We start from the raw sequence: 23,650 nt of genomic DNA, 5'->3' as shown, positions 1-23,650 counted from the left end.
ATACGCACATGGCGCTGTTGCATGTTGAAAACCTGCGTGTCGAGATTCCTCTCGGCCAAGACACGCTGCACGCAGTGCGCGGCCTGGATTTTCAGGTCGAGCGCGGCGAAATGCTGTGTATCGTCGGCGAGTCCGGCTGCGGCAAATCCCTGACTTCGCTGGCACTCATGGACCTGCTGCCACGCAAGGCCCGGCGTACCGCAACGACGCTGAGCCTGGACGGCATCGATATGCTGACCCAGAGCGAGCGGCAGATGTGCGACCTGCGTGGCAACCGTCTGGCGATGATTTTTCAGGAGCCGATGACCTCGCTGAACCCGGCCTACAGCATTGGCGATCAGCTCAGCGAAGTGCTCACCCGACACCGCAAGGTATCGCGCAAGGAAGCGCTGCAACGTGCGGCGCAAATGCTTGAAAAAGTCGGGATCAGCAACGCTGGCGAGCGCCTGCGTCAGTACCCGCATCAATTGTCGGGCGGCCTGCGCCAGCGGGTAATCATCGCCATGGCCCTGATGTGCGAACCGGACGTGATCATCGCCGACGAGCCGACCACTGCGCTGGACGTGACCATTCAGGCACAGATCCTGCGCCTGATTCGCGACATCCAGAAGGAGCTGGGTCTGGCCGTGATCTTCATTACCCACGACCTTGGCCTGGTGGCGCGCATTGCCGACCGGGTTGCGGTGATGTACGCCGGGCAGATCGTCGAAACCGCCCCGGCCGTCGAGTTGTTCGAGAACCCGCAACACCCCTATACCCGCGGCTTGCTGGCGAGCATACCGATCCCCGGGCACACTCAACCGGGTCAGCCGCTGGGTTCGATTCCGGGGCTGGTGCCCAGCCTGGTCGGCGAGCAACACGGCTGCGCATTTCGCAATCGCTGCCCGCAAGCAATCACAGCGTGTGCTGATAGTGTCCCTCAGGTTCACAGCCACGACCACATGACCCGCTGCCTGTTTGCTTCAACGGGCGTAGAAACTGTATTGCACCGTGAGGGCATGACGTCATGAACAATCAGGCCCTTAACACGAGTGTCAAAAAAGACATTGCTCTGGAGCTGTGCGACATCCGTCGCGAATTCAGCATCAGCCGTGGATTTTTCAAACCCAATGCCACTTTGAAAGCCGTCGACGGAGTGTCACTGCGCCTGATGCGCGGCGAAACCCTCGGGCTGGTCGGCGAATCGGGATGCGGCAAGAGCACCCTGGCCAAGATGCTGCTGGGCCTGCTCGCGCCCAGCAGCGGCGATGTACTGGTCAACGGCAAACACCTCGCCGGAACCGACCGCAAGGAGATGGCACGGCGCATCCAGCCGATCTTTCAGGATCCTTACTCGTCGCTCAACCCGCGCAAGACCCTGCGCGAAATCGTCACTCTGCCACTGATCGTGCATGACATCGGCACCCATACCGAACGTCGCCAGCGTGCCGAGGCGATGATGGACGTGGTCGGTCTGCCCAAGCGCGTGATCGACAGTTACCCGAGCCAGCTTTCCGGTGGCCAGCGCCAGCGGGTAGCGATTGCCCGGGCCCTGGTGATGCGCCCGGATGTGTTGATTTGCGACGAGCCGACCTCGGCACTCGACGTTTCGGTGCAGGCGCAAATTCTTAATCTGCTACAGGACCTGAAACAGGAATTCGGCCTGACGTACCTGCTGATCAGCCACAACCTGGCCGTCATCGAACACCTCGCCGACCGCGTCGCGGTGATGTACCTGGGGCGGATTGTCGAAGAGCGCAGCCGCGAATCGCTGTTCGCCAGACCCGGTCATCCCTACACGCAAGCGTTGCTGGACTCGGTACTGACCCCTGACCCGCATCTGGGCATTCCCGATCTGGGTTTGCACGGGACCTTCCCCAACCCTATGTCGCCGCCATCCGGCTGTGCCTTTCACCCGCGCTGCCCGGCCTGCATGGCGGTGTGCAAGGAGAAGTCTCCGGTGATTGGCCGCATGGAAGGCGGAACCGTGCGCTGCCACCTGCGCGACACCTCGAAAACCCTGGAGCTGATGCCCTCATGAGTAGCCGTTCGCACGCCATCGAAAACGTCACTGAACAGTTCGACAACGGCGCATTTTTCGCCCTGCTTGGCGAAAGCGTCGCCTATCCGACCCAGAGCCAGGAGGCCGAGAGCCTGCCGGAGCTTTATCGCTATCTGCACGAGTTCATTACACCGCATGTCGAGCGTCTGGGTTTCAGCGTCGCGGTGCATGACAACCCGGTCGCCGGGCGTGGCCCTCTGATGATCGCGACCCGCATCGAAGACGCGGCGCTGCCGACCCTGCTCAGTTATGGTCATGGCGATGTGGTTCGCGGTTATGACGCGCAGTGGCAACCGGGCTTGTCGCCGTGGCAGGTCATCGAACGTGGCGAACGCTGGTACGGACGTGGCACTGCGGACAACAAGGGCCAGCACCTGATCAACCTGACCGCTCTGGAGCAGACCCTCAAGGCACGCGACGGCAAGCTGGGTTTCAACGTCAAACTGCTGCTGGAAATGGGCGAAGAAGACGGTTCCCCCGGCCTCAGCGCGTTCTGCCAGGCCCACGCAGAAGAACTCGCCGCAGACATTTTCATCGCCTCCGACGGCCCACGCCTGGCAGCGGCGCGCCCTACCCTGTTTCTTGGCTCGCGCGGGGTGTTCAACTTCGAGCTGACGGTGAACCTGCGTGAAGGCGCGCACCATTCCGGCAACTGGGGCGGGCTGCTGGCCAACCCAGGCATCATTCTGGCCAACGCAATTGCCAGCATGGTCGATCAGCATGGCCGCGTGAAAGTCGCGGGCCTGATGCCGACAGCCATCCCCGATGCCGTGCGTACTGCGTTGGCGGATATCGAGGTCGGCGGCGGCCCCGGCGACCCGGACATCGACGCTGGCTGGGGCGACCCGGCACTGTCGCTCAGCGAAAAAGTCTTCGGCTGGAACACCCTCGACGTTCTCGCCTTCAAGACCGGCAACCCGGACGCCCCGGTACACGCCATTCCCGGTAAAGCGCACGCGCTATGCCACATTCGCTTTGTGGTCGACAGCGATTACAACGCGTTCATTCCCGCCGTGCGTGCGCACCTGGATGCGCACGGTTTCACCCAGGTCGAAGTCCGTCAGACGCGCATGGACGTGATGCATGCCACGCGCCTGTCACCCGACAGCCCGTGGGTCGGTTGGGCACTGGAATCGCTGGCCGCCACCACCGGCAAGAAGCCGGCACTGCTGCCCAATCTGGGCGGCTCGCTGCCCAATGACGTGTTCGCTGAAGTGCTGGGCCTGCCGACCGTCTGGGTGCCACACTCGTATCCAGCGTGCTCGCAACATGCCCCCGACGAGCATTTGCTGGCACCGGTGGTCAAAGAAAGTCTGCAAATCATGGCCGGACTGTTCTGGGACCTGGGAACGGACGGCGCACGGCTGACCCGCGAGCATCGGGCACAGGAGCTGAGTGAATGAATGAAGCACAGCGGCAGGCCAGAGACTGGCTGAGCGGGCAGTACGAGGCGATGGAGGCGCTGTTGCAGAGCCTGGTCGATACCGACTCCAACAGTTACGACAAGGCCGGAGTCGATGCGGTCGGCGAACTGCTCGCCGCGCAATTGCAGGCCGACGGGATCAGCGTCGAACGTATCCCGGTTGAGGGTTTTGGCGATGTGCTGTTGGCTGAATTGCCCGGCGGCCCCGGCAAGCCGGTGCTGCTGCTTGGCCATCGCGACACGGTATTTCCCAAAGGCACCACGTCTGCTCGCGGTTATACCAAAGATGCTGAACTGGCTTATGGCCCTGGCGTGGCGGATATGAAAGGCGGACTGGTGCTGAACTGCTTTGCGCTGAAAGCGTTGAAGCGCATCGGCCCGCTGCCATTTCCGGTACAGATCCTCTATACCGGAGACGAAGAAATCGGCTCCGCCAGCGCTCGTGTTCACATCGAAAAGTACGCACGCCAGGCTCGCGCGGTGCTCAACCCGGAACCGGGACGCGCCAGCGGCAACGTGGTCAGTGCCCGCAAAGGCGGTGCCACGCTGATCATCGAAGTCAGCGGCCGCGCGGCGCATTCCGGGGTCAATCACGCCGACGGTGCCAGCGCGATTCAGGCGCTGGCGCACAAGGTGATCAAGCTGCATGCGTTGACCGACTACGCAGCGGGCGTTACCACCAACGTCGGCTTGATCTCGGGCGGCACCTCCAGCAACACCGTTGCGCCCAGCGCGACGGCGAAACTCGACGTGCGCTTTGTCGAACTGCGCCAATGGGATGAAATTCTCGCCGCCGTCCAGGCCATCGTCGCCGAAGAGGAACTGCCCGGCACATCGGCCAGACTGCTGGAAACCACGACCTTCCTGCCCATGGAAGCCCGGCACAGCACTGAACTGTTGAGTATCTATCAGGGGCTTGCGCAGGAACTGGGTTTCAGCGTGGAAGGTGAGTTCACCGGCGGCTGCGCCGACTCTGGCTTCACCGCTAGCCTGGGCATCCCCACGCTATGCGGCCTCGGCCCGGTCGGCGGCAAGGTACACACCGACCATGAATATCTGGAGCTTGATACCCTGGTGCCCAGAGGCCAGGCGCTGGTGGCGACGATATTGGCGCTGGGGGATGCTTGAAGAGACTGCCCACGTGCTGCGCACGACCTGGAAAAAGAGGCGCGACGCAGATGTGTGACGCAGAGCGTCACGAAATGCATTCCCACGCGAGCGTGCGGAACGATGAAATTCGGGAGAACACTCCATGCAAAACCCATCCGAGCTGCTCGGCAAATCCGCCACCGAACTACGTGCGTTGATCGGCAGCAAACAGATCTCGCCAGTGGAATTGCTCGACGCCTGTATCGAGCGGATTGAAAGCCTGAACCCGAAAATCAATGCGTTCGCCGCGACCTGTTTCAAGCGCGCCCGCGACGAGGCGCTGCTGGCCGAGCATGCAGTCCTGCAAGGCAAACCGCTGGGGCTGCTGCATGGTCTGCCAATCGGCATCAAGGACCTGGAAGAAACCGCCGGAGTACTCACCACTTACGGCTCACAACTGTTCCGCGACAACATTCCAGCGCAGGACAACCTGTTCGTCGCGCGCCTGCGTGCTGCCGGGGCAATCGTCGTTGGCAAGACCAATGTCCCGGAGCTCGGTGCCGGAGCCAACACCCGCAACGTCGTCTGGGGCGCGACCGGCAACCCGTTCAATCCGGAACTCAACGCAGGCGGTTCCTCGGGCGGTTCAGCCGCCGCATTGGCTGTAGACATGGTGCCGCTGTGCAGCGGTTCAGATACCGGTGGTTCGTTGCGCATTCCCGCAGCACTGTGCGGCATCGTCGGCCTGCGACCTTCACCCGGCTTGGTACCGAGCGAACGCAAAAAACTCGGCTGGACGCCGATTTCCGTTGTTGGCCCGATGGGTCGCAATGTCGCCGACACGCTGTTGCAACTGCGCGCCAGCGCCGGGCTGGGGCAGTCCGATCCGTTGAGTTATGCCATTGCCGATGACGCGTTTGCAACACGCACCGTCGACCTCAGCCAACTGCGGGTCGGCTATAGCGAAGACTTCGGCGCGTGCGCAGTCGATGACACAATCCGTGCCGTCTTCCGGGAAAAAATCAACGCACTGAAGCCGCTCTTCAAATCCTGCGAAGCCATCGACCTGAACCTGGGCAGCGCCCATCGCACCTTCGATGTGCTGCGTGCCGAAGCCTTCGTTGCCGGGTTGCAGGACGCCCATGACCGCGACCCCGATGCTCTGGGACCCAACACCCGCGCCAACTTTGAGATGGGTGCCGCCATGTCGCTGCAGGACTGCGTAAAGGCACATGGCGAGCAGAGCCGGCTCTTCCGCGGTTTCCAGAAGCAATTCGAACACTACGACCTGATCCTCGCGCCAACCACACCAGTCTCGCCCTTCCCCTGGAGCGAACTGTACCTGCGCGAAGTCAACGGCGTGCCACTGGACAATTACTATCGCTGGCTGGCGCTGTGCTACACCATCACCCTGACCACCAACCCGGCCCTGTCCCTGCCCTGCGGCACCGACCACAACGGCATGCCGTTCGGGCTACAGATGATCGGCGGGTTCCGCGGCGACGCAAAACTGCTCGCCTGCGCAGCGGCGCTCGAGCAGGCAACACTGAATGATCCACGCCTGTCACGTCCGCGTCCCGACCTGCAGAAACTGCTGGCCTCGGCGGTCGACCTGACGCATATCGTCACGCATCCACCGGTTTACGGCGGGTCGAGAACGGGCAAGCCGGAGATTGGTGCGATGTAGTTGGGGATGTGTGAAGGAGCAAGACCAATACCAGGCGTTCAAAAAACGTGCCGCACTTCACTTTTTAGCGATCAACCAAAAAAACTTTCAAACCACAGCGGTGAGGAAAAGCGCCGGGAATTCAATGCGTCACCTAGCTATCACAGTCGTGAACACCCAACTGCTATCTCATTGACATCATTGCGATCGTCGCACAAATGAGAAAAATGGCAGTATCTGAGATCGAATTGGCATGCCAGACGATCAGGCAAAGGTTACCTCTAGCGCAGGCTGTAGTCCGATGACTCAAGGATCGAGAATCGGAATTTACTCTTTTCAAGGACAGAGATGAATAAATGGATCTTTTAGCCAACGTCCCCAAATGGGAAGACATCGAGCGAACCCTCGATAACAAATTCAACCATCTGAATCAGTCTTTCGATCAAGGCTGGGAAAGCGCTTTGGATGGTTGGAACGGTTTCACTCGACGAGTCAGTAACGAGGCCACACTGGCCTTTGGCAGTATCGGCGGAAACCGCATTGAGTCGGTGAAGCTGGCGATGTCCAAGTCTTACCCAATCATCCAGCTGAATCTGATGCGCAAGTGGGCTTCCATAGACATTACGGAAATCCTTCCCGTCTTGCTGCAACTGGTAAAAGAGGTCGCCATGATCATGGGCGGCAGCGTAGCCGTAGGAACTCTTGTTGGTGGTGCGGCTGGATCGCTAGCATTCGGGGCGGGCGCTGTACCAGGGGCCATAGCAGGCAGCGGCATAGGCTTACAGGTCGGCAACCTAATTCTGCTGGGCATGGGGCTTTCAGCCATTGCCGAGTACTTTTATCAAGGGCTCCCTGCCTGTCTTGCAACTCTCTATGAAGGTATTGTGACTGCCTGGAATGCAGAGGAAGGTGTCAAACCGCCAGGGCTTGATCCCACAGGAGCCTCCGCGTGGCTGATTGATGAGCGTATAGATGCCGCCGCGCGGCAACTTGCCAGAGGTCAGGAGCAATTAGTCATGCTCCTACTGACTGCCATCGTTACCTACATCACACGAGGTCAGGTCAAGGCTGGGATCGTAGGCAGTCTGGACGGCATCGCCGCAAGAAGCGCGAAGCTTCAAGCAGACATGACCAATAAGCAAATTGCGGGTTGGTTGGCTCGAAATGAGCAGAGATTGCTGGCTCATCCTGAGTTGCAGAGGAGTGAGCCTTCACCGTTCCGGGGAGTAATGGACACCCAAGAGCCGCCAACTACACCCTCGCCATCTAATCGGCCAGATGCAAAAAAAGAATCCAACGACGTGGCAAATACCTCATCAAAACCAGAGTGGCTGCAGCGACTCGATGCAGGTAACGAGTTTAATAGAGTTCAATCAAAAAATTACCCCTACAATGAGGTCTACATACAGAGGCCTGACGGCAATGGCTATTACCGACTAGATTCATACAACCCAACAACTGGAGAAATCATATCACGTAAATTAACTCAATTTTCAAAAATATCTGAATCCACCGCCAAAAGCTATATAAATGAAGCAATATCAAAGTACCCGAGCGGCTCTACTATAGCGAATGTTCCATCCAGTGGCTCTTTGGCAGGACAAAAATTACAGGGCGCTTTGATACTGGAAGTTCTACCTCAAACAGGTATAATACCCCAAACTATTTTAGACTCTGCAGACAAAGCAGGAGTTTTAATAAGAGATATCAACGGAAAGGTGTATTGATGAGTCCTTCTATTTTTTATTGCAAGTCCTGGTTCCGCCTCAAGCATCGTGCAATCGACCCTATTGACGAGGCTACCTCCAACGCTTTGCATTTGGCTAAAAAGCCTTATACAGCGTTGATAGGCTCAGACTCTAAACCAGCTTGTTTCGTAGAAATGATTTTAGACAAGAACATGGTGGGCGTTGGATTTCTGGATGACCATCAGCGCGAATACCTTACCTATCAGTTTCAATGCCTGGATTCAGAAACGCTTTTCCTCACGATGGCAACCCATCGTGAATTTGATGACGCTGGGAAAATCTCAGTTGGAACCAGCTACATCTTCAAAGAAAGCGGCGAGCTTTTGATTCGTCGGGAGCAGCTAAACCCACATAAGCTTGAGGAAGCCAAATCGCATTTCGAGCCTAAAGACAATTACGAAAAAATCCCCGAGTTCGGCGATTACTCAAACGTAACCAAAGTCAACAGATGAGCGTGGAAAGCCTCTAGCAAATACTGAACTATTTGAATTTTCAGGAGCAGATAAAGGAGGTGGAACTAGATTTAACTGCGCGAATACTCACGAGTAATGAAATGACTAATTTGACAGCATTTGATCTTGGAAACCTTATGAAGACAAATGAGGATGTAGCAGCATTCGGAACACCTGCCGACGCGGTGGCCGACGAGTGGATTATTAAGGCAGAACAGCGTTTAGGTCACCCATTGCCTGACTCCTACAAATGGTTTTTACGAAATTATGCGGGAGGAGAAGTAGGCACCGAGGAAATTTACAGCATCTACGGCATGGACTTCGATGACATAAATGGTGGAGATATTGTCTTCCAACATATTAACGGACTCAAAAACAAGTCGACAACTCCAGAAAAAGTAGTCATCAGCAAAACGGACCTGGGCGAAGTTTTCTTCTTCAACTATGACACCTACAAAGATAATGAATGTCAAATCTTCTTGCGAATACCTTCAGGAACAGCGATCCACTATGCAGAAAATTTTTATGAGTATCTTGCCAAAAGAATAATAGCCAACGCCTAGACATATAGCCAAACTGCGGCCTAACAACACTCTACCAACAAGGCCGCTCCGCCCCCTATTAGATAGATTCGCACCAGACATCAACAATAATCAAAGATTGAAGCCAGCTCCCAATAATAAAAAGCCGGACATCATGATGAAAAAAGAACAATACGCCAACTTGAGCCGATTACTAGGCTGCTATTTTCATCAGGACTGGACGGAAGAGTTCTTGGACAGCAATCATGTGTTTGAAGAGATCGTAAAATGTGAACCCTTGAGCTGTTTGCGAGATAGCGTAAAAGAAATTGAGCATCTGTTAAGCCAGCCCATGACGGAAACAGACTACAGCGAAATAATGACAACCACATTGGGGTGCTATTTCGAGCCCAGCAGTGAACACACTCATTATTCGGATTGGCTATCCAAAATGGCCATTTACTTCAAAAGCCAACAATAGCATCCATCTGTCCGCGAGACATTGAGCGTGTGACATAACAAATCGAGGGGCAAAATCTGCCCCTCAACGTTGAAGCACGTTACTTGGGCAACGCGTAGGCAATCACGTAATCGCCACGATCCGGCGATTGGCGGGCGCCGCCGGCGGTGAGCAGGATGTACTGCTTGCCGGTCTTGGGCGACACGTAGGTCATCGGGCCGGACTGGCTGCCTACGGGCAGACGGGCCTTCCAGATTTCGTTGCCGTTGCCGCTGTCGAAGGCGCGCAGGTAGAAGTCCTGAGTACCGGCGAAGAACAGCAGGCCCGACTGGGTGGACAACGAAGCGCCCAGCGTCGGCATGCCGATCGGAATCGGCAGGCCCATGCGGATGCCCATCGGGCCTGTGTCTTTCACGGTACCTACCGGAACCTGCCACATCAGTTTTTTGGTTTTCAGGTCAATCGCCGACATGGTGCCGAACGGCGGTGCCTGGCACGGAATGCCGACGGCAGACAGGAAGCGCTGGCGCATGGCACCGAACGGTGTACCGGTCTGCGGCACGACGCCCATTTCGATACCGCTGGCACCGGCGGCGATCTTGTCGCGCGGGATCATGTAGTTGGCCAGGCCCAAGCGCATGTCATTGACGAACATATAGTTGTTGGTCGGGTCGACCGAGACGCTGCCCCAGTTCATGCCGCCCAGCGAGCCGGGGAACTGCAACGCGGGGTCCAGGCCTGGCGGCGTGTAAACACCCTCGTGGCGCATGCCTTTGAAAGCGATGCGGCACATCAGCTGGTCGAACGCCGTGGCACCCCACATGTCGGACTCTTTGAGGGTCTGGTTGCCAATCGACGGCATGTCCACCGAGAACGGCTGGGTTGGCGAATAGCGCTCGCCCGGCACATTGCCCTGCGGCACAGGGCGTTCTTCGACACGCGAGATCGGCACACCGGTTTCGCGGTTGAGCAGGAAAATCTCGCCCTGCTTGGTGACTTGCGCCAATGCTGGCTGCGTACCGCCCTTGCCGTCCGGGATGTCATACAGCAACGGTTGCGCCGGAATGTCGAAGTCCCACAGATCGTGGTGGGTCATCTGGAAGTTCCAGCGCACCTGACCGGTCTTTACGTCCACCGCAACGACTGACGAAGACCATTTGTCGTCCTGCTCGGTACGCGTCCCGCCGAAGAAATCGGGTGTGGCGTTACCGGTCGGCAGGTAGATCAGGCCGAGCTTGTCATCGTAGGACATTGCCGACCAGACGTTCGGCGTACCACGCGTGTAGGTTTCGCCCGCTGGCGGACGCTTGTTGGTATTCGGGTTACCCGGATCCCAGGCCCAGACCAGCTCGCCGCTGTGTACGTCGAAAGCACGCACCACGCCTGGAGGTTCGCCGGTGGAGAAGTTGTCGGCAACACGACCGCCCACCACCACTACATTACCGGCCACCAGCGGCGTCGAGGTCTGCTGGTAGTAGCCTTCCTTGACTTCGCCCATGTCGGTTTTCAGATCGACTACGCCTTGATTACCAAAGTCCTTGCAGGTCTCGCCGGTCCTGGCGTCGAGTGCGATCAGGCGAGCGTCGCCAGTCGGCAGAAACACGCGTGTGGCGCATGCGGCGGCTGGCTGGGCTGGTGCGTCGGCTGCGGGCGCGGCAAAGTAACCCAGGCCGCGGCAGCGCTGCCAGTTGGGCGCACTGCCCTGCGGGTCGAACTTCCAGCGCTGGGTGCCGGTGTCAGCATCCAGTGCGAACACTTTGCCGTAGGCGGTGCAGGTGTACACCGTGTCGCCGACCTGCAGCGGGGTGTTCTGGTCTTCTGCACCGGCACCTGTGCTCTGCGGAATGTCGCCGGTGTGGAAGGTCCAGGCAACCTGAAGCTGGTCGACGTTGCTCTTGTTGATCTGATCCAGAGCCGCGAAGCGGTTACCTGCCGGGGTATTGCCCCAGTGTGCCCAGTCCTTCTGCTCGGCACCCGGTGCCACCGGGACAATAGCCGGCACGCTGCTGGCGCTGACCACATGGCTCGGAACGAACATGTAGCCGATGGTCGCCACAACACCGATGGCCAACAGACCGGCCAGACCATAGGCACCGCGGCCTGCCTGAGCACCCGAAGCGCGAACCAGTGTCGGGTAGATCAGCGCAATCACCAGGCCGATCACGGCAAAGGTCAATAGGCGGGACACCAGCGGCCAATAATGCAGGCCTGCATCCCAGACAGCCCAGACGGCGGTCAGTATCAGGGCGATGCCATACAACACGGCACCTTTGGGTTTGCGCACGGCGATCAGCGCACCACTGACCAGCATCGCCAGCCCCATCAGCAGGAAGAACCAGCTGCCGCCCAATGTCACCAGGTAGCCGCCGCCACCTGCCAGACCGAGCCCGATCAGGGCGATCAGTACTCCCAGCCCGAGCAGCAGCAACCTGCCGCCAGTTCCTGTGTCTTGCTTGTTTGTCATTTTTCAAACCTGTCGGATTTTTACAGCCGAACAGAATGTACCAAACGGTTCATAATGACAAATTGTCGCAGCCTGCCAAGCGTCTGAAACAGGCGTTTGCGGGCGATCAGCGCACAGTTTTTGCGTTTATGCGCACGCCTGTAGCGACATACCGTCCCGACCGATCAGTACATCCCCTGGCAGTCCTTGCGGCTGCCCCATCAACCACGCATCCAGCGTGTGACCGATGTGCGTCAATACCGCCTTGCCCGGTCGCAACTGGTCGATGGTTTGCAGCGCCAGGGTCAGGTCATTGTGATTACGTGGCGGCTGAAGCTGTGGAGGCATCGAGCAGTCGAGCACCAGCAGATTCAGCGGTGCACGTTGCAGATACTCGCGGGTGTCGTCAGGCAAGCCGACGGTGTCGGTCAGGTAGGCAAAACGTAGCCCGTCGCCTTCAAACATGTAGCCGAACGTGGGCTTGGAGTGCGTCAGCGGCAGCGCCGTGACGTGCAGTGCGCCCAAGGCTCTGGTTTCGAAGGCTGCAAACGGCTGGCTGAAATCGAGAATACCGGGGTGCTTGTAGAGGTCGGCCAGGCCTTCCGGATCCGCCGGGCCGTGGACCGGAATTACCAGCCCCTGCCCCCAGCGCAGATGCAACAGCCCCTGGGCATGGTCGGCATGGTAATGCGTCTGCAGGATGCCACTCAGGCTGCGCGGTGGGAAACGGTCGGTAAGGTCGGTCAGGCCGCTGTCGATCAACCAGCGCTGATCGGCGCATTCAATCAGCGCACTGCACGGCAAGCGCCGCAGGTCCTGATTCGCCCGCGCCGCCGAGCAGGCCGGGCACTGGCAACCGTAGACCGGCACCTGTCGTGCATCAGCGGTGCCCAGCAGGGTCAGGCGCATGCGTCACGTCGCTCCATCAAGCCGATAAGCGTGGCGACGGTCTGTTGCAGATCGCCCGAATTATCCAGCGGGAAGACCTGCGGATTGTTCGCCAGTAAATCCCCGGCAAAGCGCGAGTTGCGCGCTAGTCGCTCCTCGATTTCCGCAAGGGTTTCCCTGTTGCGCGCCAACAGCCGTTGGCGCAGCACGTCCTGGTTGACGGTCAGCAGCACCGCCAGCAGCGTCGGGTAACGTATTTGCGCCTTCTGCAGATGCGCCCGGGAGCCGTTGATCAACACGTCGTGGCCCTCCAGCAGCCACTGATCGATCTCGATGGGGATGCCGTAGTGCAAGCCATTCGCCTGCCAGCTCAAGGCAAACGCGCCACGCTCGCGCATCTGCTCGAACTGTTCGACCGTCACCGCCTGTGCCGCCTCCCCCACCGCTTCGGCAGAACGGGTGATCACCCGCCGTACAACCCGGCAGTTGCGTTGTGCCAGCGTTTCACGGGCTGCATCCAGCAGGCTGTCCTTGCCTGAACCGGACGGCCCGATGAGATAGATCAACCTGCCAACCATCAAAACACCCTCTTGCCTTGTCGCCAGACCTTGTCGATCACCGGCAGGCCTGCATGATTGCGCGCCTGGATCAGATCAGCGCGCAGACCGATGCGAATCTCGCCACGATCCGCCAGCCCTGCCGCAACAGCGGGCGTGCGGCTGACCATATTGATCGCGTGCGGCAGCTCGCAGTCGTTGTCCTGTTCGGCCAGCATGAACGCGGCCTGCAACAGGCTGGCCGGGTAGTAATCGCTAGACAGAATGTCCAGCAGCCCATTTCGGGCCAGCGATGCTGCCGCCACGTTACCGGAGTGCGAGCCACCGCGCACGATGTTCGGTGCGCCCATCAGCACGCTCATGCCCAGTTGCCGACAGCCGCGGGCCGCTTCGAGAGTGGTCGGGAATTCGGCAATGTTCATGCCGAAACCTGCTGATTCCTCGACATGCGCCATGGTTGCGTCGTCGTGGCTCGCAATCGACAGGCCACGCGCCAGGCACAGCTCGACAATCGCGCGCCGGTAGCGGTCGGCGTACTCGGTGGAGTTGGCGACCTGTTCGACGATGAAGCGATCCATTTCCTCATGATTCATGTGGTACTTGCCCATGTAGTACTCGCGGTACTTGGACTCCAGGGCAAACTGACGCTGGCCAGGCGCGTGGTCCATCACCGAAACCAGTTGCACCAGCGGCTGGTCCATCAGGTCACGAAACACGCTCAGGGTATCCGGATGACTGACCTCGCAACGCAGGTGCAACAGGTGCTCGGCGCGGGTCAGGCCCGCTGCGTTGGCGTCGGCAATCGCCTGAAGCATCGCGGGCAGTTGCTGCATGCGCTTGCCCTTGGGGTTGATGTCGCCAATCGACAGCGCATCGAACACCGTGGTAATACCGGCCGCGACAATTTGCGCATCATGGCTGATCACCGCCGACATCGACGGCCAGTCGACACCCGGCCGCGGTGACAGGTGCTTCTCCAGGTTGTCGGTGTGCAATTCCACCAGCCCGGGCAGCAGGTAATCGCCCTGCATGTCCTGAGCCTGGCTCAGTTGGCTACGCCCGCTCTGAACCTCGGCAATCAGGCCGTCACGGACCACAACTGTGCCGACGAACACCTGCTCGGCAGTCACCACATGGGCGTTACTGAAGATCTGTTCGTTCAGCATTGCAGCAACTCCTTGGCGGTGAGGTCCACCGGGCTCATGTCGAGTTGACGATTGGCGACCGCCTCGCGGGCGTCGCGGTCATGAAAAATACCGATCAGTGCGGCACCGGCCTGTTTGGCCTCGTCGACCAGCTCCAGCACCACCTGACGGTTGGCGTCGTCCAGCGAAGCCGTCGGTTCGTCGAGCAATAAAACCGGCCACGGCACCATGAATGCCCGGGCGATGTTGATACGCTGCTGTTCACCACCGGAAAAGGTGCTGGGAGCCAGTGGCCAAAGGCGCTGGGGAATATTCAGCCGGTTCAGCAGCAGTTGCGCGCGCTCCTGAGCCTGTTCGCGCGACCATCCGCGTGCGAGTGCCGGCTCCATCACTACATCCAGGCTCGATACACGCGGAATGACGCGCAAGAACTGGCTGACATAGCCGAGCGTTTTGCGCCGCACCTCAAGCACCTGGCGCGGGGTTGCCCCGACCAGTTCGGTCCACTCGCCTTCGTGCTGTACGCGGATGCTGCCAGCGGCAGGCAGGTAGTTGCCGTACAAAGTGCGCAACAATGTGCTTTTGCCCGCGCCGGACTGCCCGCTGAGAACCAGGCATTCGCCAGCGCGCACCGAAAAATTGAGCCCGCGCAGCACGTTGAGGACCACGCCATTGTGCTGATGCAGGGTGAAGGTTTTCGACAGATCGCGGACCTCGATCAACGTCGTCATCGGATTCACCTCTTGTCTGTGAACGGTGTCTGATCGGGTTGTCTGGTTCATGGCTGCAATACCGAGGACACCAGCAGTTGTGAATACGGATGCTGCGGGTCATCGAGAATCTGATCGGTCAGGCCGCTCTCGACCACTTCCGAGCGACGCATGACCATCAGCCGGTCAGCCAGCAACCGCGCGACCGCCAGGTCGTGAGTGACGATGACCACCGCCAGGTCCAGCTCCCGAACCAGGCCACGCAACAGATCGAGCAACCGCGCCTGCACCGACACATCCAGCCCACCGGTGGGTTCGTCCATGAACACCAATCTGGGACTGGACACCAGGTTGCGGGCGATCTGCAGGCGTTGCTGCATGCCGCCGGAAAACGTGCGCGGCAGATCATCAATGCGCAGCGGGTCGATCTCGACCTGGCTCAGCCAGTCCACCGCCGCACTGCGCAATTGCTGATAATTGCGCACGCCCTGGGCCATCAGACGCTCGCCGATATTGGCTCCGGCAGAGACGCCCATGCGCAGGCCATCACGCGGGTTCTGCTCGACAAAGCCCCACTCTGTACGTAACAAGGTGCGACGTTGCGCCTCACTGGAACTGTACAAATCAAACCAGTTGCCATCCTTGCTTCGATAATCGATGTTGCCGCGATCCGGCGGGCAACGTCCGCTCAACAGCGACAGCAGCGTAGATTTACCCGAGCCGGACTCGCCGACGATGCCCAGCACTTCGCCGGGATAAAGGTCAAAACTGACGTCCTGACAGCCCTTCTGTACCCCGTACAAACGGGTCAGGCCGCGCACCTTGAGCAGCGGTTGCGCAGGTTCGGGCTGGCGGTCGCCCGCCGGGTTCAATGAGAGAGCACTGATCATCGGGCGTTCTCCTGCTGTTTGACGCGTTGGGCGCAGTAATCAGTGTCGGAGCAGACAAAGCTCTGCGTCCCGGCGTCGTCAAGAATCAGCTCGTCGAGAAAGGACTCATGGCTGCCGCAGATTGCGCAGCACTGCTCCCAGCGCTGTACTTCAAACGGGTGATCTTCAAAATCCAGACTTACCACCTGGGTAAACGGCGGCACGGCGTACAGACGCTTTTCCCGTCCAGCACCAAACAGCATCAGCGCAGGGCTCATGTGCAGCTTGGGGTTGTCGAATTTGGGAATCGGCGACGGGTCCATCACGTAGCGCTCATCGACCATCACCGGGTAGGCGTAACTGGTCGCGATGTGGCCGAAGGTAGCGATGTCTTCGTAGAGCTTGACGTGCATGACGCCGTAATCATCCAGCGCGTGCATGGTGCGGGTCTCGGTTTCCGAAGGCTCGATGAAACGCAGCGGCTCGGGAATCGGCACCTGATAGACCATGATCTGATCGGCGTGCAACGGTGTTTCCGGAATGCGGTGACGGGTCTGGATGACAGTCGCCTCGGGGGTGCGCTCAGTGGTGGCGATGCCTGCCGTACGGGCAAAAAAGCGCCGAATCGAGACGGCATTGGTGGTGTCGTCAGCGCCCTGATCGATGACCTTAAGCACGTCATCGGCCCCCAGGATTGCAGCGGTCAGTTGCATCCCGCCGGTGCCCCAGCCATAAGGCAGCGGCATCTCGCGCCCGCCGAACGGCACCTGATAACCGGGAATCGCCACCGCCTTGAGCAAGGCACGGCGAATCATGCGTTTGGTCTGCTCGTCCAGATACGCGAAGTTGTAGGCGTCATCCCGTGCGGGCCTTTGCTCTGCGGTGTTCATGGGTGCATTAGTCATTGGTCGCTCTCCGGTTGCGGTGCGGACTTGCGCAGCTTGCGGATCAACTCCAGCTCGGACTGGAAGTCCACGTAATGCGGCAGCTTGAGGTGCGAGACAAAACCGGCCGCCTCGACGTTGTCGCAATGCGCCAGCACGAATTCCTCCTGCTGGGCCGGCGAGCGGACTTCTTCGTTGAATTCCCCGGCGCGCAACGAGCGGTCCACCAGTGCCATGCCCATTGCCTTTCGCTCTGCGTTGCCGAATGCCAGACCGTAGCCACGGGTGAACTGCGCAGGTTCGCTGGCCGAGCCGACGAACTGGTTGACCATCTCGCATTCAGTCACTTCGATGTCGCCGATCACAATCGGAAAACCCAGTTCTTCAGGCTCTATCCAGACCTCTACTTCGCCGATGCGGATTTCTCCGGCGAACGGATGGTTGCGACCGTAACCGCGCTGGGTCGAATAACCCAGCGCCAGCAGGAAACCCTCGTCGCCACGGGCCAGCGCCTGCAAACGCTGGGCACGACTGGACGGATACTCCAACGGCTCGCGAGTGATGTCCGCAACGCTCTCGCCATCGTCCACTTCAGGTTTGATCAACCCTTCTTTGGCCAGCAACCCCAGCACTCGCGGACAGGGTTGCAGCGTTGCGTCCGGTGCCACGTCCGGGCCAGGGTGCTCGCCTTCGGCCAGCAAGGTGAAATCCAGCAAGCGGTGGGTGTAGTCAAATGTCGGGCCCAGCAATTGCCCGCCGGGCACGTCCTTGAACGTGGCGGACAAACGCCGGTTGAGCTGCATGTTCGAGGTGTCGATGGGCACGCTGGCGCAAAAACGCGTGAGCGTCGTGCGGTACGCGCGCAGCAGAAAGATCGCTTCGATCAAATCCCCCGCCGATTGCTTGATCGCCAGTGCGGCCAGCTGCGGGTCGTACAGCGAACCCTCGCTCATGACTCGCGCAACCGCCAATGGCAACTGCTGGCGGATCTGCTCGACATCGAGCTCGGCAATGCTTGTATCGCCACGGCGCTTGTTGGCCAGCAGGCGGTGGGCGTTATCGATGGCCTGTTCGCCACCTTTCACGGCGACGTACATCAGGCACACTCCTGCACGCGGGTGCTGCGTGGCAAGCCGAGCATCTGGTTGCCCGACACAAAGAACACGTCCATCCCGCAGGGGAAGACATTACGTGCCTCACGCTCGGTCCAGAACGCTTCGTCCAGCGGCAAGGCCACAGAATTTTGCTGCTCGATGCCGGGACCGCTCCAGGCAAGGGCCGGTCCGCCTTGCAGGCCTGGCAGCTGAATCAGCAAGGTGCAGGACTGATCAGGGTAACGGTCGTTGCCGGTATCGAAACCGTGCAGCTCACCGACAGTCGACGCATCAAGCAACGCGAAGCGGGCAGCACTCCGGTCAGTGACAATCGGGCTGCCGCAATGAAAGGCAATGTTCGCGCGAATCGCCGGGGTATCAAATGCAGGGGCGAGCCAGAGCGGAGTGTCCAGGTCCAGCAGCGCCAGGCACAAGGCATGAGTTGCGCTGTCCAGGCCCTGCAAGGCAGGCGGCTGATGCCTGGTGGGCAGGGTCTGAATCACACCCGGACCGGACAAGGCCTTGAGCGCTACGCGAAAACTGCGCTGGGCATCCAGCACCGGATCGGTGAAGGCAGGTTGCAGAAGGACGGCATTCATCAGTCTTCTCCTCGGACCAGGGTAAAGAATTCCACTTTGGTTGCAGCGGCTTCGGCGTCCTTGCGTGCCCGACGCTCGGCTTGCGTACGTGCCAGTGGCTCGATCAGCTCGGACAGCCACCAGGCCTGTTGCGCGCCTTGCAAATGGGCATCGGCCAGTGCCGCCAGTTCGGCATGGCGCTTGTCGCGTCCGGCCAGATAGCTGTAACCCGTGCGGCCATCGGCCAGACGGACCACGCAGCGGGTAACGCTCATCTCGCCAAGGTTGAACGCCGAACCGGTGCCGCCCATGCGGCCACGCACCAGGGTCATGCCGATTTCCGGGGCGCGGATCATCTGGTAATCGGTGTCACGCAACGCCGCTTCGTGACGCTGTAATTGTTCGCGGCTCGGCTCATCGACAAGGGCGCGCGCCAGTACGCCCATCCAGTGCTGCCGTGCGGCCGTTTCAGGGGTTGCTTGCATGGAACACCTCGATGTCAGTCAGTCGTTGGGGTAACGGCGATCTGATTGAACGCCACCTGATACTGGAAGCGGTCGCAGCGGCTGACCGAGCGAGAAAGCTCCACCGGCTGCCCCGATCGGTCACACGAAACCGTCAACACCGTCAGCGCCGGCATGTGCCGGGGCATCAGCAGCAGCCCGGCCTCTTCACGGGACGGCAGGCGGGCTCCGATCAGGCTCTGCGCACGGCTCAGCGGCAACTCGCGCTCAGCCAGATACTGGCGAACCGAACCACCCTGATACTCAGCCAGCACATCGCTGTAGCGGGCGCTGTAGCGGTGGCAGATCAGGCTTACAGGCTGGCCATCCAGCTTGCGCAACGTCTGCATTTCGATCAGCGGCGCATGCTCGGCCAGCCCCAGATGCAGCGCATCTTCGTGACTGGCGAGGCATTCGCGGCGCAACAGCAGAATCGCTTCCACGCCGATGCCTTGTGCCGACAGCGACTGGCTGTAGGCGCTGTCGGCCTGCATCGGATAGATCAACGGACGTTCCAGCACTTGCGTGCCCTTGCCCTGACGCCGCAACACACTGCCCTCACGGACCAGTTCATCGACCGCTCGGCGGATCGTATGGCGGTTGACACAGAAGCGTTCGGCCAACTGAAACTCGGCAGGCAGATAATCGCCGGGCCGATACGAGACCAGCTCATCACGCAGGGTTTCAGCCAGTTCAAGGTACATCGGCTCAGCTTGTCTAGACAACTGCATAATTAAAAAAAGTGTTCATTGAACACCCCTCTTCTGTCAGATGAATTGCTTGCGCAGGCGCTGCGACATGATGTCGATGACGCTTACCACAACGATGATTACCAGCAGCACGGCGCTGGTCTGGACGAACGCAAAGGCACGGATGTTCTCCCAGAGAATGACCCCGATGCCGCCTGCGCCAACCATGCCCACCACGGTCGCCGAGCGCACATTGGATTCGAACCGGTATAAAGCATAGGAGATCCACAGCGGCATGACCTGAGGAATTACACCGTAGATGACCTCCTGTAAAGCACTGGCGCCGGTCGCACGTACCCCTTCGACAGGACCGGGCTCTATGGCCTCGACGGCTTCGGCGAACAGCTTGGCGAGCACACCGGTGGTACTGATCCAGAGGGCCAGCACCCCGGCAAACGGCCCCAGCCCGACTGCGACCACAAACAGCATTGCAAAAACCATCTCATTGATGGAGCGAAAGGCGTCCATGCAGCGCCGTAATGGCAGGTGAATCCACCACGGCGTGATGTTCTCGGCGCAAAGAACGCCCAGCGGTATCGAACAGACAATCGCCAGCGCCGTACCCCATAGGGCAATCTGGATGGTCACCAGCATTTCCTTGAGGTAGCTGCGCCACTCACGGAAGTCCGGCGGGAAGAAATCGGCGGCGAAGGTCGCCATGTTCGACGAGTCCCGAACCAGCGTCATCGGGTTCATTTCCGCGCCCTGCCAGGCCCAGGCCAGTGCCGCAAGCAACAGCCCCCAGCCCAGATAACGCGACCAGTTGGGCTTGCCCGCAGCCTGGGCATAGGCAACTTGAGTGGTCATGGCGAACTCCTGATAGTGATCGATTGGCTCAACCTGCAGAGCTGTCTACGGTTTTCTGGTTCAGCTCGGTGATCCGCTCCTGCAACTTGTTCAGGCTGGCGTCGATGTCCTTGAGGCGGGTCGCTTTCTCCTGAGCATCCAGCGTGGTGCTGGCGGCCACCTCAGTACGCTGTTTGAACAGCTCAAGCTGGCGAATAGGCAACAACTGGTCGTCGCTGGACTTGAGGAACTTGCCCATCTGCATGTTCTTCAGGACGGTTTTCTCTTCAGCGGTATTGCCATAATCGGCGAAGAAATCACGGATCTTCGCCTTGTTTTCGTCCGACAGCGCCTTGCTCCAGACAATCGGGTCGGCTGGAATCAGCGGCGACTTCCAGATCACTTTCAACTGCTCGACCTTGTCTGGTTGAGTCACGGCCAAGCGGTCCCAGCTTTCGGTATTGAAGGTCGCGACATCCAGCTGACCTTTGGCAACACTCAGGGCATTGACCTCATGGCTGGAGTTCAAGGTGCGCTTGAAGGCGGTGGAGGCATCCACGTGGTTTTTGGCAAATACGTAATAGCCAGGCACCAGATAACCCGATGTGGAGTTCGGGTCACCATTGCCGAAGGTCAGACTCTTGGCGTTCTTGAGCATGTCTTCGACGGAGTTGATCGGGCTGTCCTTGCGCACGATCAACAGGCTCCAGTAGCCCGCATCGCCGTTGGCGGCAGACGTCTGGGCAAAGATCTCGCCATTGGAGCGGTCTACCGCTTCCATCGCGGCCTTGTTGCCCAGCCAGGCCACATCGACCTTGTTGAAGCGCATGCCCTGAATCAGACCGGCGTAGTCCGAGGCAAAGGTGGCATTGACCTTCAGACCGGTTTTGCGGCTCATGTCATCGAGAAACGGCTGCCAGATACTTTTCAGGTTCTGCGATGACTCGGTGGACATGATGCCGAAATTGATGGCTTTTTCTTCTGCAGCCTGGACCGTGCCCAACGCGCAGGCGGTCAGCAAGGCGGCAGAGGCGAGAAGACGACCGATACGCTTGAACATGCAGGCTCTCCTGATAAATGGGGTGATGTTGAAAAGCTTCAGACTTTGGCCAGTTCCAGACGTGGTTTCTGCCGAACGCGACGGCTTCGTTCGGTGATCATCAGGCTCGCGTCCGCGTCTGCACCGTAGAGGTCATTGAGGAACTGTTTGCTGAGATCCTGCGCCAGGCCATCAAAATGTATCCGCCCGCCCTTGAGGGCCACGGCACGCGGGCAATAGCGCACCGCGTAATCCACCTGATGCAGGGTGACGACGACGGTCTTGCCGTCGCTGCGATTGATGTCGGCAAGAATTTCCATGACCCTGCGGGCCGATTCGGGGTCCAGCGAGGCAATCGGTTCGTCGGCCAGGATCACTTCGGCGCGCTGGGTCAAGGCGCGAGCAATCGCCACTCGTTGCTGCTGGCCGCCGGACAGGGTCGAAGCCCGCTGGGCGGCAAGATCTGCCAGCCCTACCCTGTCCAGCGCAGCCATCGCACGCTGTTTTTCCTCGCGATTGAACAGCGCCAGACTGCCGCGCCAGCGCGGCATGCGGCCCAGGCAACCAAGCAGAACGTTGTCCAGCACACTGAGGCGATTGACCAGATTGAATTGCTGGAAGATGTAGCCGATATCGGCGCGCAGGCGTCGCACCTGGCTGTTGAGACGACCGGACGACTGAACCTCGCGACCCAGCACCTGGACCTGACCACCATTGCTGCGATCACAGCACGCCAGACCGGCTAGATGGCGCAGCAAGGTTGACTTGCCAGAGCCGGAAGCGCCAATCAGCGCAACCATTTCACCGGGTTGTATAGACAACGCAAGGTCAACCAACGCACTTTTGTGCGAGAAGGTCTTGTTCAGGCCTTGTACATGAATGGCATCGTTCATGAGGCTTCTCGGTCTGCGCACGACCCGGGACAGGTCGTATTCGGTTGTCAACCAAACTGGACCTGTGTTGTTGCAGCCTCATGAACCGTGAGTGAAGAGCTGATAACAGTTTGTCGCAGAAGGTGTTGCAGCTCAGATCTTTGAAGCAGAGCGCGCAGACGTACGGCTTGCCTACGCGCTCGAGTTATACACGCACCTATGAGATGACTATCGTAACAATGCTCCGCGTGGTAACGATCATCATCATAGTGGACAGCTGCCGGATCAGATCCGGAAGCTGCCGACCAGTTGCTGCAAGCGGGCCGCCTGCTCTTCCAGCGAGTTGCAGGCGTCCAGGGTCTGACGCAGGTTGTCGACGCCCAGCTGGTTGAGGGTGTTGATATGGGTGATGTCGACATTGATCGACTCCACCACCGAGGTCTGCTCTTCCGTTGCAGCGGCCACCGACTGGTTCATGCCGTTGATCTCTTCGATGCGTCGGGTCACGCTGCTCAGGCGTTCGCCGGCGAGGTTGGCGATGCCTACGCTGTCCTCGCTCTGACGCTGGCTTTCAGTCATGTTGACCACTGCCTCACGAGCGCCGACCTGCAGCTCTTCAATCATCTTCTGCACTTGTTGCGCCGAATCCTGGGTGCGGTGCGCAAGGTTACGCACCTCGTCAGCCACCACGGCAAACCCGCGGCCTGCTTCACCGGCACGCGCCGCTTCGATGGCCGCGTTGAGCGCCAGCAGGTTGGTCTGCTGGGAAATGCTGGTGATCACTTCGAGAATCTGCCCGATGTTGGCGGTCTTGCCATTCAGGCTTTCGATGTTCACGCACGACTCGCTGATCTTGCCGGACAACTCGTTCATGGCCTTGATGGTCTGCTGCACCACACCTTGGCCGTCGCTGGCCAGGCCGCTGGCATCGCTGGACTGTTGCGAGGTGCGTGCCGCATTCTGGGCGATTTCCTGGGCGGCGGCACCCAATTCGTTGATCGCCGCTGCCACGCTTTCAGTGCGGTTGGCCTGCTGGTCGGAGTTGTCCATCGACGCGTTGGAGACCTTGACCACTTGTGTGGCAACCTCGCCCAATCGCGCGGCAGTCGAGGCCACTTCGCGGATCGAGGTAT

At 59.6% G+C, this 23,650-nt stretch carries 24 protein-coding genes; 9 read left to right on the top strand and 15 right to left on the bottom strand.

The genetic code is table 11. The annotated features are described in order from the left end of the window. Positions 1 to 8 precede the first annotated feature (8 nt). The 9 genes from KP808_RS10605 (at position 9) to KP808_RS10565 (ending at position 9,421) form a co-directional block, all read left to right on the top strand. A complete protein-coding gene (locus KP808_RS10605) occupies positions 9 to 1,010 on the top strand; it encodes an ABC transporter ATP-binding protein (RefSeq protein ID WP_230018383.1) in 1,002 nt (333 codons plus the stop codon). Further along, positions 1,007 to 2,020, top strand: a complete 1,014-nt coding sequence (locus KP808_RS10600) for an ABC transporter ATP-binding protein (protein ID WP_004665574.1) — start codon at positions 1,007 to 1,009, stop codon at positions 2,018 to 2,020. Before KP808_RS10605 ends, KP808_RS10600 begins: the two co-directional genes overlap by 4 nt. After that, positions 2,017 to 3,444, top strand: coding sequence for a M20 family metallopeptidase (locus KP808_RS10595; protein WP_230018381.1), 1,428 nt, complete (start codon positions 2,017 to 2,019; stop codon positions 3,442 to 3,444). The genes KP808_RS10600 and KP808_RS10595 overlap by 4 nt, the downstream gene beginning before the upstream one ends. Then, complete coding sequence (locus tag KP808_RS10590; protein WP_230018379.1) at positions 3,441 to 4,592, top strand: M20 family metallopeptidase; 1,152 nt, start codon at positions 3,441 to 3,443, stop codon at positions 4,590 to 4,592. Before KP808_RS10595 ends, KP808_RS10590 begins: the two co-directional genes overlap by 4 nt. A 124-nt stretch (positions 4,593 to 4,716) precedes the next feature. Continuing rightward, positions 4,717 to 6,240 carry an amidase gene (locus KP808_RS10585; RefSeq protein ID WP_230018377.1) on the top strand — a complete coding sequence of 508 codons (1,524 nt, stop codon included), beginning with the start codon at positions 4,717 to 4,719 and terminating at the stop codon, positions 6,238 to 6,240. Positions 6,241 to 6,575: 335 nt separating this feature from the next. Then, complete coding sequence (locus tag KP808_RS10580; RefSeq protein WP_230018375.1) at positions 6,576 to 7,946, top strand: DUF6861 domain-containing protein; 1,371 nt, start codon at positions 6,576 to 6,578, stop codon at positions 7,944 to 7,946. Further along, the gene (locus KP808_RS10575; protein WP_058407555.1) at positions 7,946 to 8,419 is read left to right on the top strand and encodes a hypothetical protein; all 474 of its coding nucleotides are present in this window, start codon (positions 7,946 to 7,948) and stop codon (positions 8,417 to 8,419) included. Before KP808_RS10580 ends, KP808_RS10575 begins: the two co-directional genes overlap by 1 nt. 101 nt (positions 8,420 to 8,520) lie before the next feature. Further along, complete coding sequence (locus KP808_RS10570) at positions 8,521 to 8,982, top strand: SMI1/KNR4 family protein (RefSeq protein ID WP_058407556.1); 462 nt, start codon at positions 8,521 to 8,523, stop codon at positions 8,980 to 8,982. A 133-nt stretch (positions 8,983 to 9,115) separates the two neighbouring features. Then, positions 9,116 to 9,421 carry a contact-dependent growth inhibition system immunity protein gene (locus KP808_RS10565; RefSeq protein ID WP_306824544.1) on the top strand — a complete coding sequence of 102 codons (306 nt, stop codon included), beginning with the start codon at positions 9,116 to 9,118 and terminating at the stop codon, positions 9,419 to 9,421. A 79-nt stretch (positions 9,422 to 9,500) separates the two neighbouring features. Here the strand turns inward: KP808_RS10565 and KP808_RS10560 are convergent, their stop codons facing one another. The 15 genes from KP808_RS10560 to KP808_RS26130 form a co-directional block, all read right to left on the bottom strand. Further along, positions 9,501 to 11,864, bottom strand: a complete 2,364-nt coding sequence (locus KP808_RS10560; protein WP_058407557.1) for a glucose/quinate/shikimate family membrane-bound PQQ-dependent dehydrogenase — start codon at positions 11,862 to 11,864, stop codon at positions 9,501 to 9,503. Positions 11,865 to 11,990: 126 nt separating this feature from the next. After that, a complete protein-coding gene (gene phnP / locus KP808_RS10555) occupies positions 11,991 to 12,752 on the bottom strand; it encodes a phosphonate metabolism protein PhnP (RefSeq protein ID WP_219171390.1) in 762 nt (253 codons plus the stop codon). Next, positions 12,743 to 13,309 carry a phosphonate metabolism protein/1,5-bisphosphokinase (PRPP-forming) PhnN gene (gene phnN / locus KP808_RS10550; protein ID WP_122258624.1) on the bottom strand — a complete coding sequence of 189 codons (567 nt, stop codon included), beginning with the start codon at positions 13,307 to 13,309 and terminating at the stop codon, positions 12,743 to 12,745. Before phnN ends, phnP begins: the two co-directional genes overlap by 10 nt. Then, positions 13,309 to 14,454: an alpha-D-ribose 1-methylphosphonate 5-triphosphate diphosphatase gene (locus tag KP808_RS10545; protein WP_219171388.1), complete on the bottom strand. Its 1,146-nt coding sequence runs from the start codon at positions 14,452 to 14,454 to the stop codon at positions 13,309 to 13,311. Before KP808_RS10545 ends, phnN begins: the two co-directional genes overlap by 1 nt. Beyond that, the gene (gene phnL, locus KP808_RS10540; RefSeq protein WP_230018373.1) at positions 14,448 to 15,164 is read right to left on the bottom strand and encodes a phosphonate C-P lyase system protein PhnL; all 717 of its coding nucleotides are present in this window, start codon (positions 15,162 to 15,164) and stop codon (positions 14,448 to 14,450) included. Before phnL ends, KP808_RS10545 begins: the two co-directional genes overlap by 7 nt. A 47-nt stretch (positions 15,165 to 15,211) precedes the next feature. Further along, on the bottom strand, positions 15,212 to 16,033 hold the full coding sequence (gene phnK / locus KP808_RS10535) for a phosphonate C-P lyase system protein PhnK (RefSeq protein ID WP_054076594.1): 822 nt from the start codon (positions 16,031 to 16,033) through the stop codon (positions 15,212 to 15,214). Next, complete coding sequence (locus KP808_RS10530; RefSeq protein WP_371875235.1) at positions 16,030 to 16,902, bottom strand: alpha-D-ribose 1-methylphosphonate 5-phosphate C-P-lyase PhnJ; 873 nt, start codon at positions 16,900 to 16,902, stop codon at positions 16,030 to 16,032. The genes phnK and KP808_RS10530 overlap by 4 nt, the downstream gene beginning before the upstream one ends. An 11-nt stretch (positions 16,903 to 16,913) precedes the next feature. Then, entirely contained in the window at positions 16,914 to 17,993 is a 1,080-nt protein-coding gene (locus KP808_RS10525; RefSeq protein ID WP_002553868.1) for a carbon-phosphorus lyase complex subunit PhnI, read from the bottom strand. Then, entirely contained in the window at positions 17,993 to 18,589 is a 597-nt protein-coding gene (phnH, locus tag KP808_RS10520; protein WP_058400266.1) for a phosphonate C-P lyase system protein PhnH, read from the bottom strand. Before phnH ends, KP808_RS10525 begins: the two co-directional genes overlap by 1 nt. Then, entirely contained in the window at positions 18,589 to 19,053 is a 465-nt protein-coding gene (gene phnG / locus KP808_RS10515; protein ID WP_230018371.1) for a phosphonate C-P lyase system protein PhnG, read from the bottom strand. Before phnG ends, phnH begins: the two co-directional genes overlap by 1 nt. A 14-nt stretch (positions 19,054 to 19,067) precedes the next feature. After that, positions 19,068 to 19,802 (bottom strand): phosphonate metabolism transcriptional regulator PhnF, encoded by a 735-nt coding sequence (gene phnF, locus KP808_RS10510; protein ID WP_058400264.1) that lies wholly within the window; start codon positions 19,800 to 19,802, stop codon positions 19,068 to 19,070. Between the two features lie 36 nt (positions 19,803 to 19,838). Then, positions 19,839 to 20,627, bottom strand: coding sequence for a phosphonate ABC transporter, permease protein PhnE (gene phnE / locus KP808_RS10505; protein ID WP_002553872.1), 789 nt, complete (start codon positions 20,625 to 20,627; stop codon positions 19,839 to 19,841). A 28-nt stretch (positions 20,628 to 20,655) separates the two neighbouring features. Continuing rightward, positions 20,656 to 21,666 carry a phosphonate ABC transporter substrate-binding protein gene (gene phnD, locus KP808_RS10500; protein ID WP_230018369.1) on the bottom strand — a complete coding sequence of 337 codons (1,011 nt, stop codon included), beginning with the start codon at positions 21,664 to 21,666 and terminating at the stop codon, positions 20,656 to 20,658. A gap of 38 nt (positions 21,667 to 21,704) precedes the next feature. Further along, the gene (phnC, locus tag KP808_RS10495) at positions 21,705 to 22,538 is read right to left on the bottom strand and encodes a phosphonate ABC transporter ATP-binding protein (protein WP_002553874.1); all 834 of its coding nucleotides are present in this window, start codon (positions 22,536 to 22,538) and stop codon (positions 21,705 to 21,707) included. Positions 22,539 to 22,802: 264 nt separating this feature from the next. After that, complete coding sequence (locus tag KP808_RS26130; protein ID WP_371875234.1) at positions 22,803 to 23,567, bottom strand: methyl-accepting chemotaxis protein; 765 nt, start codon at positions 23,565 to 23,567, stop codon at positions 22,803 to 22,805. Positions 23,568 to 23,650: the final 83 nt, after the last annotated feature.

It is taken from the genome of Pseudomonas savastanoi, from assembly GCF_020917325.1.
Taxonomy (GTDB): Bacteria; Pseudomonadota; Gammaproteobacteria; order Pseudomonadales; family Pseudomonadaceae; genus Aquipseudomonas; species Aquipseudomonas amygdali.
The sequence above is the reverse complement of the archived record's forward strand: the minus strand, read 5'-3'. Positions and strand labels throughout refer to the sequence as shown.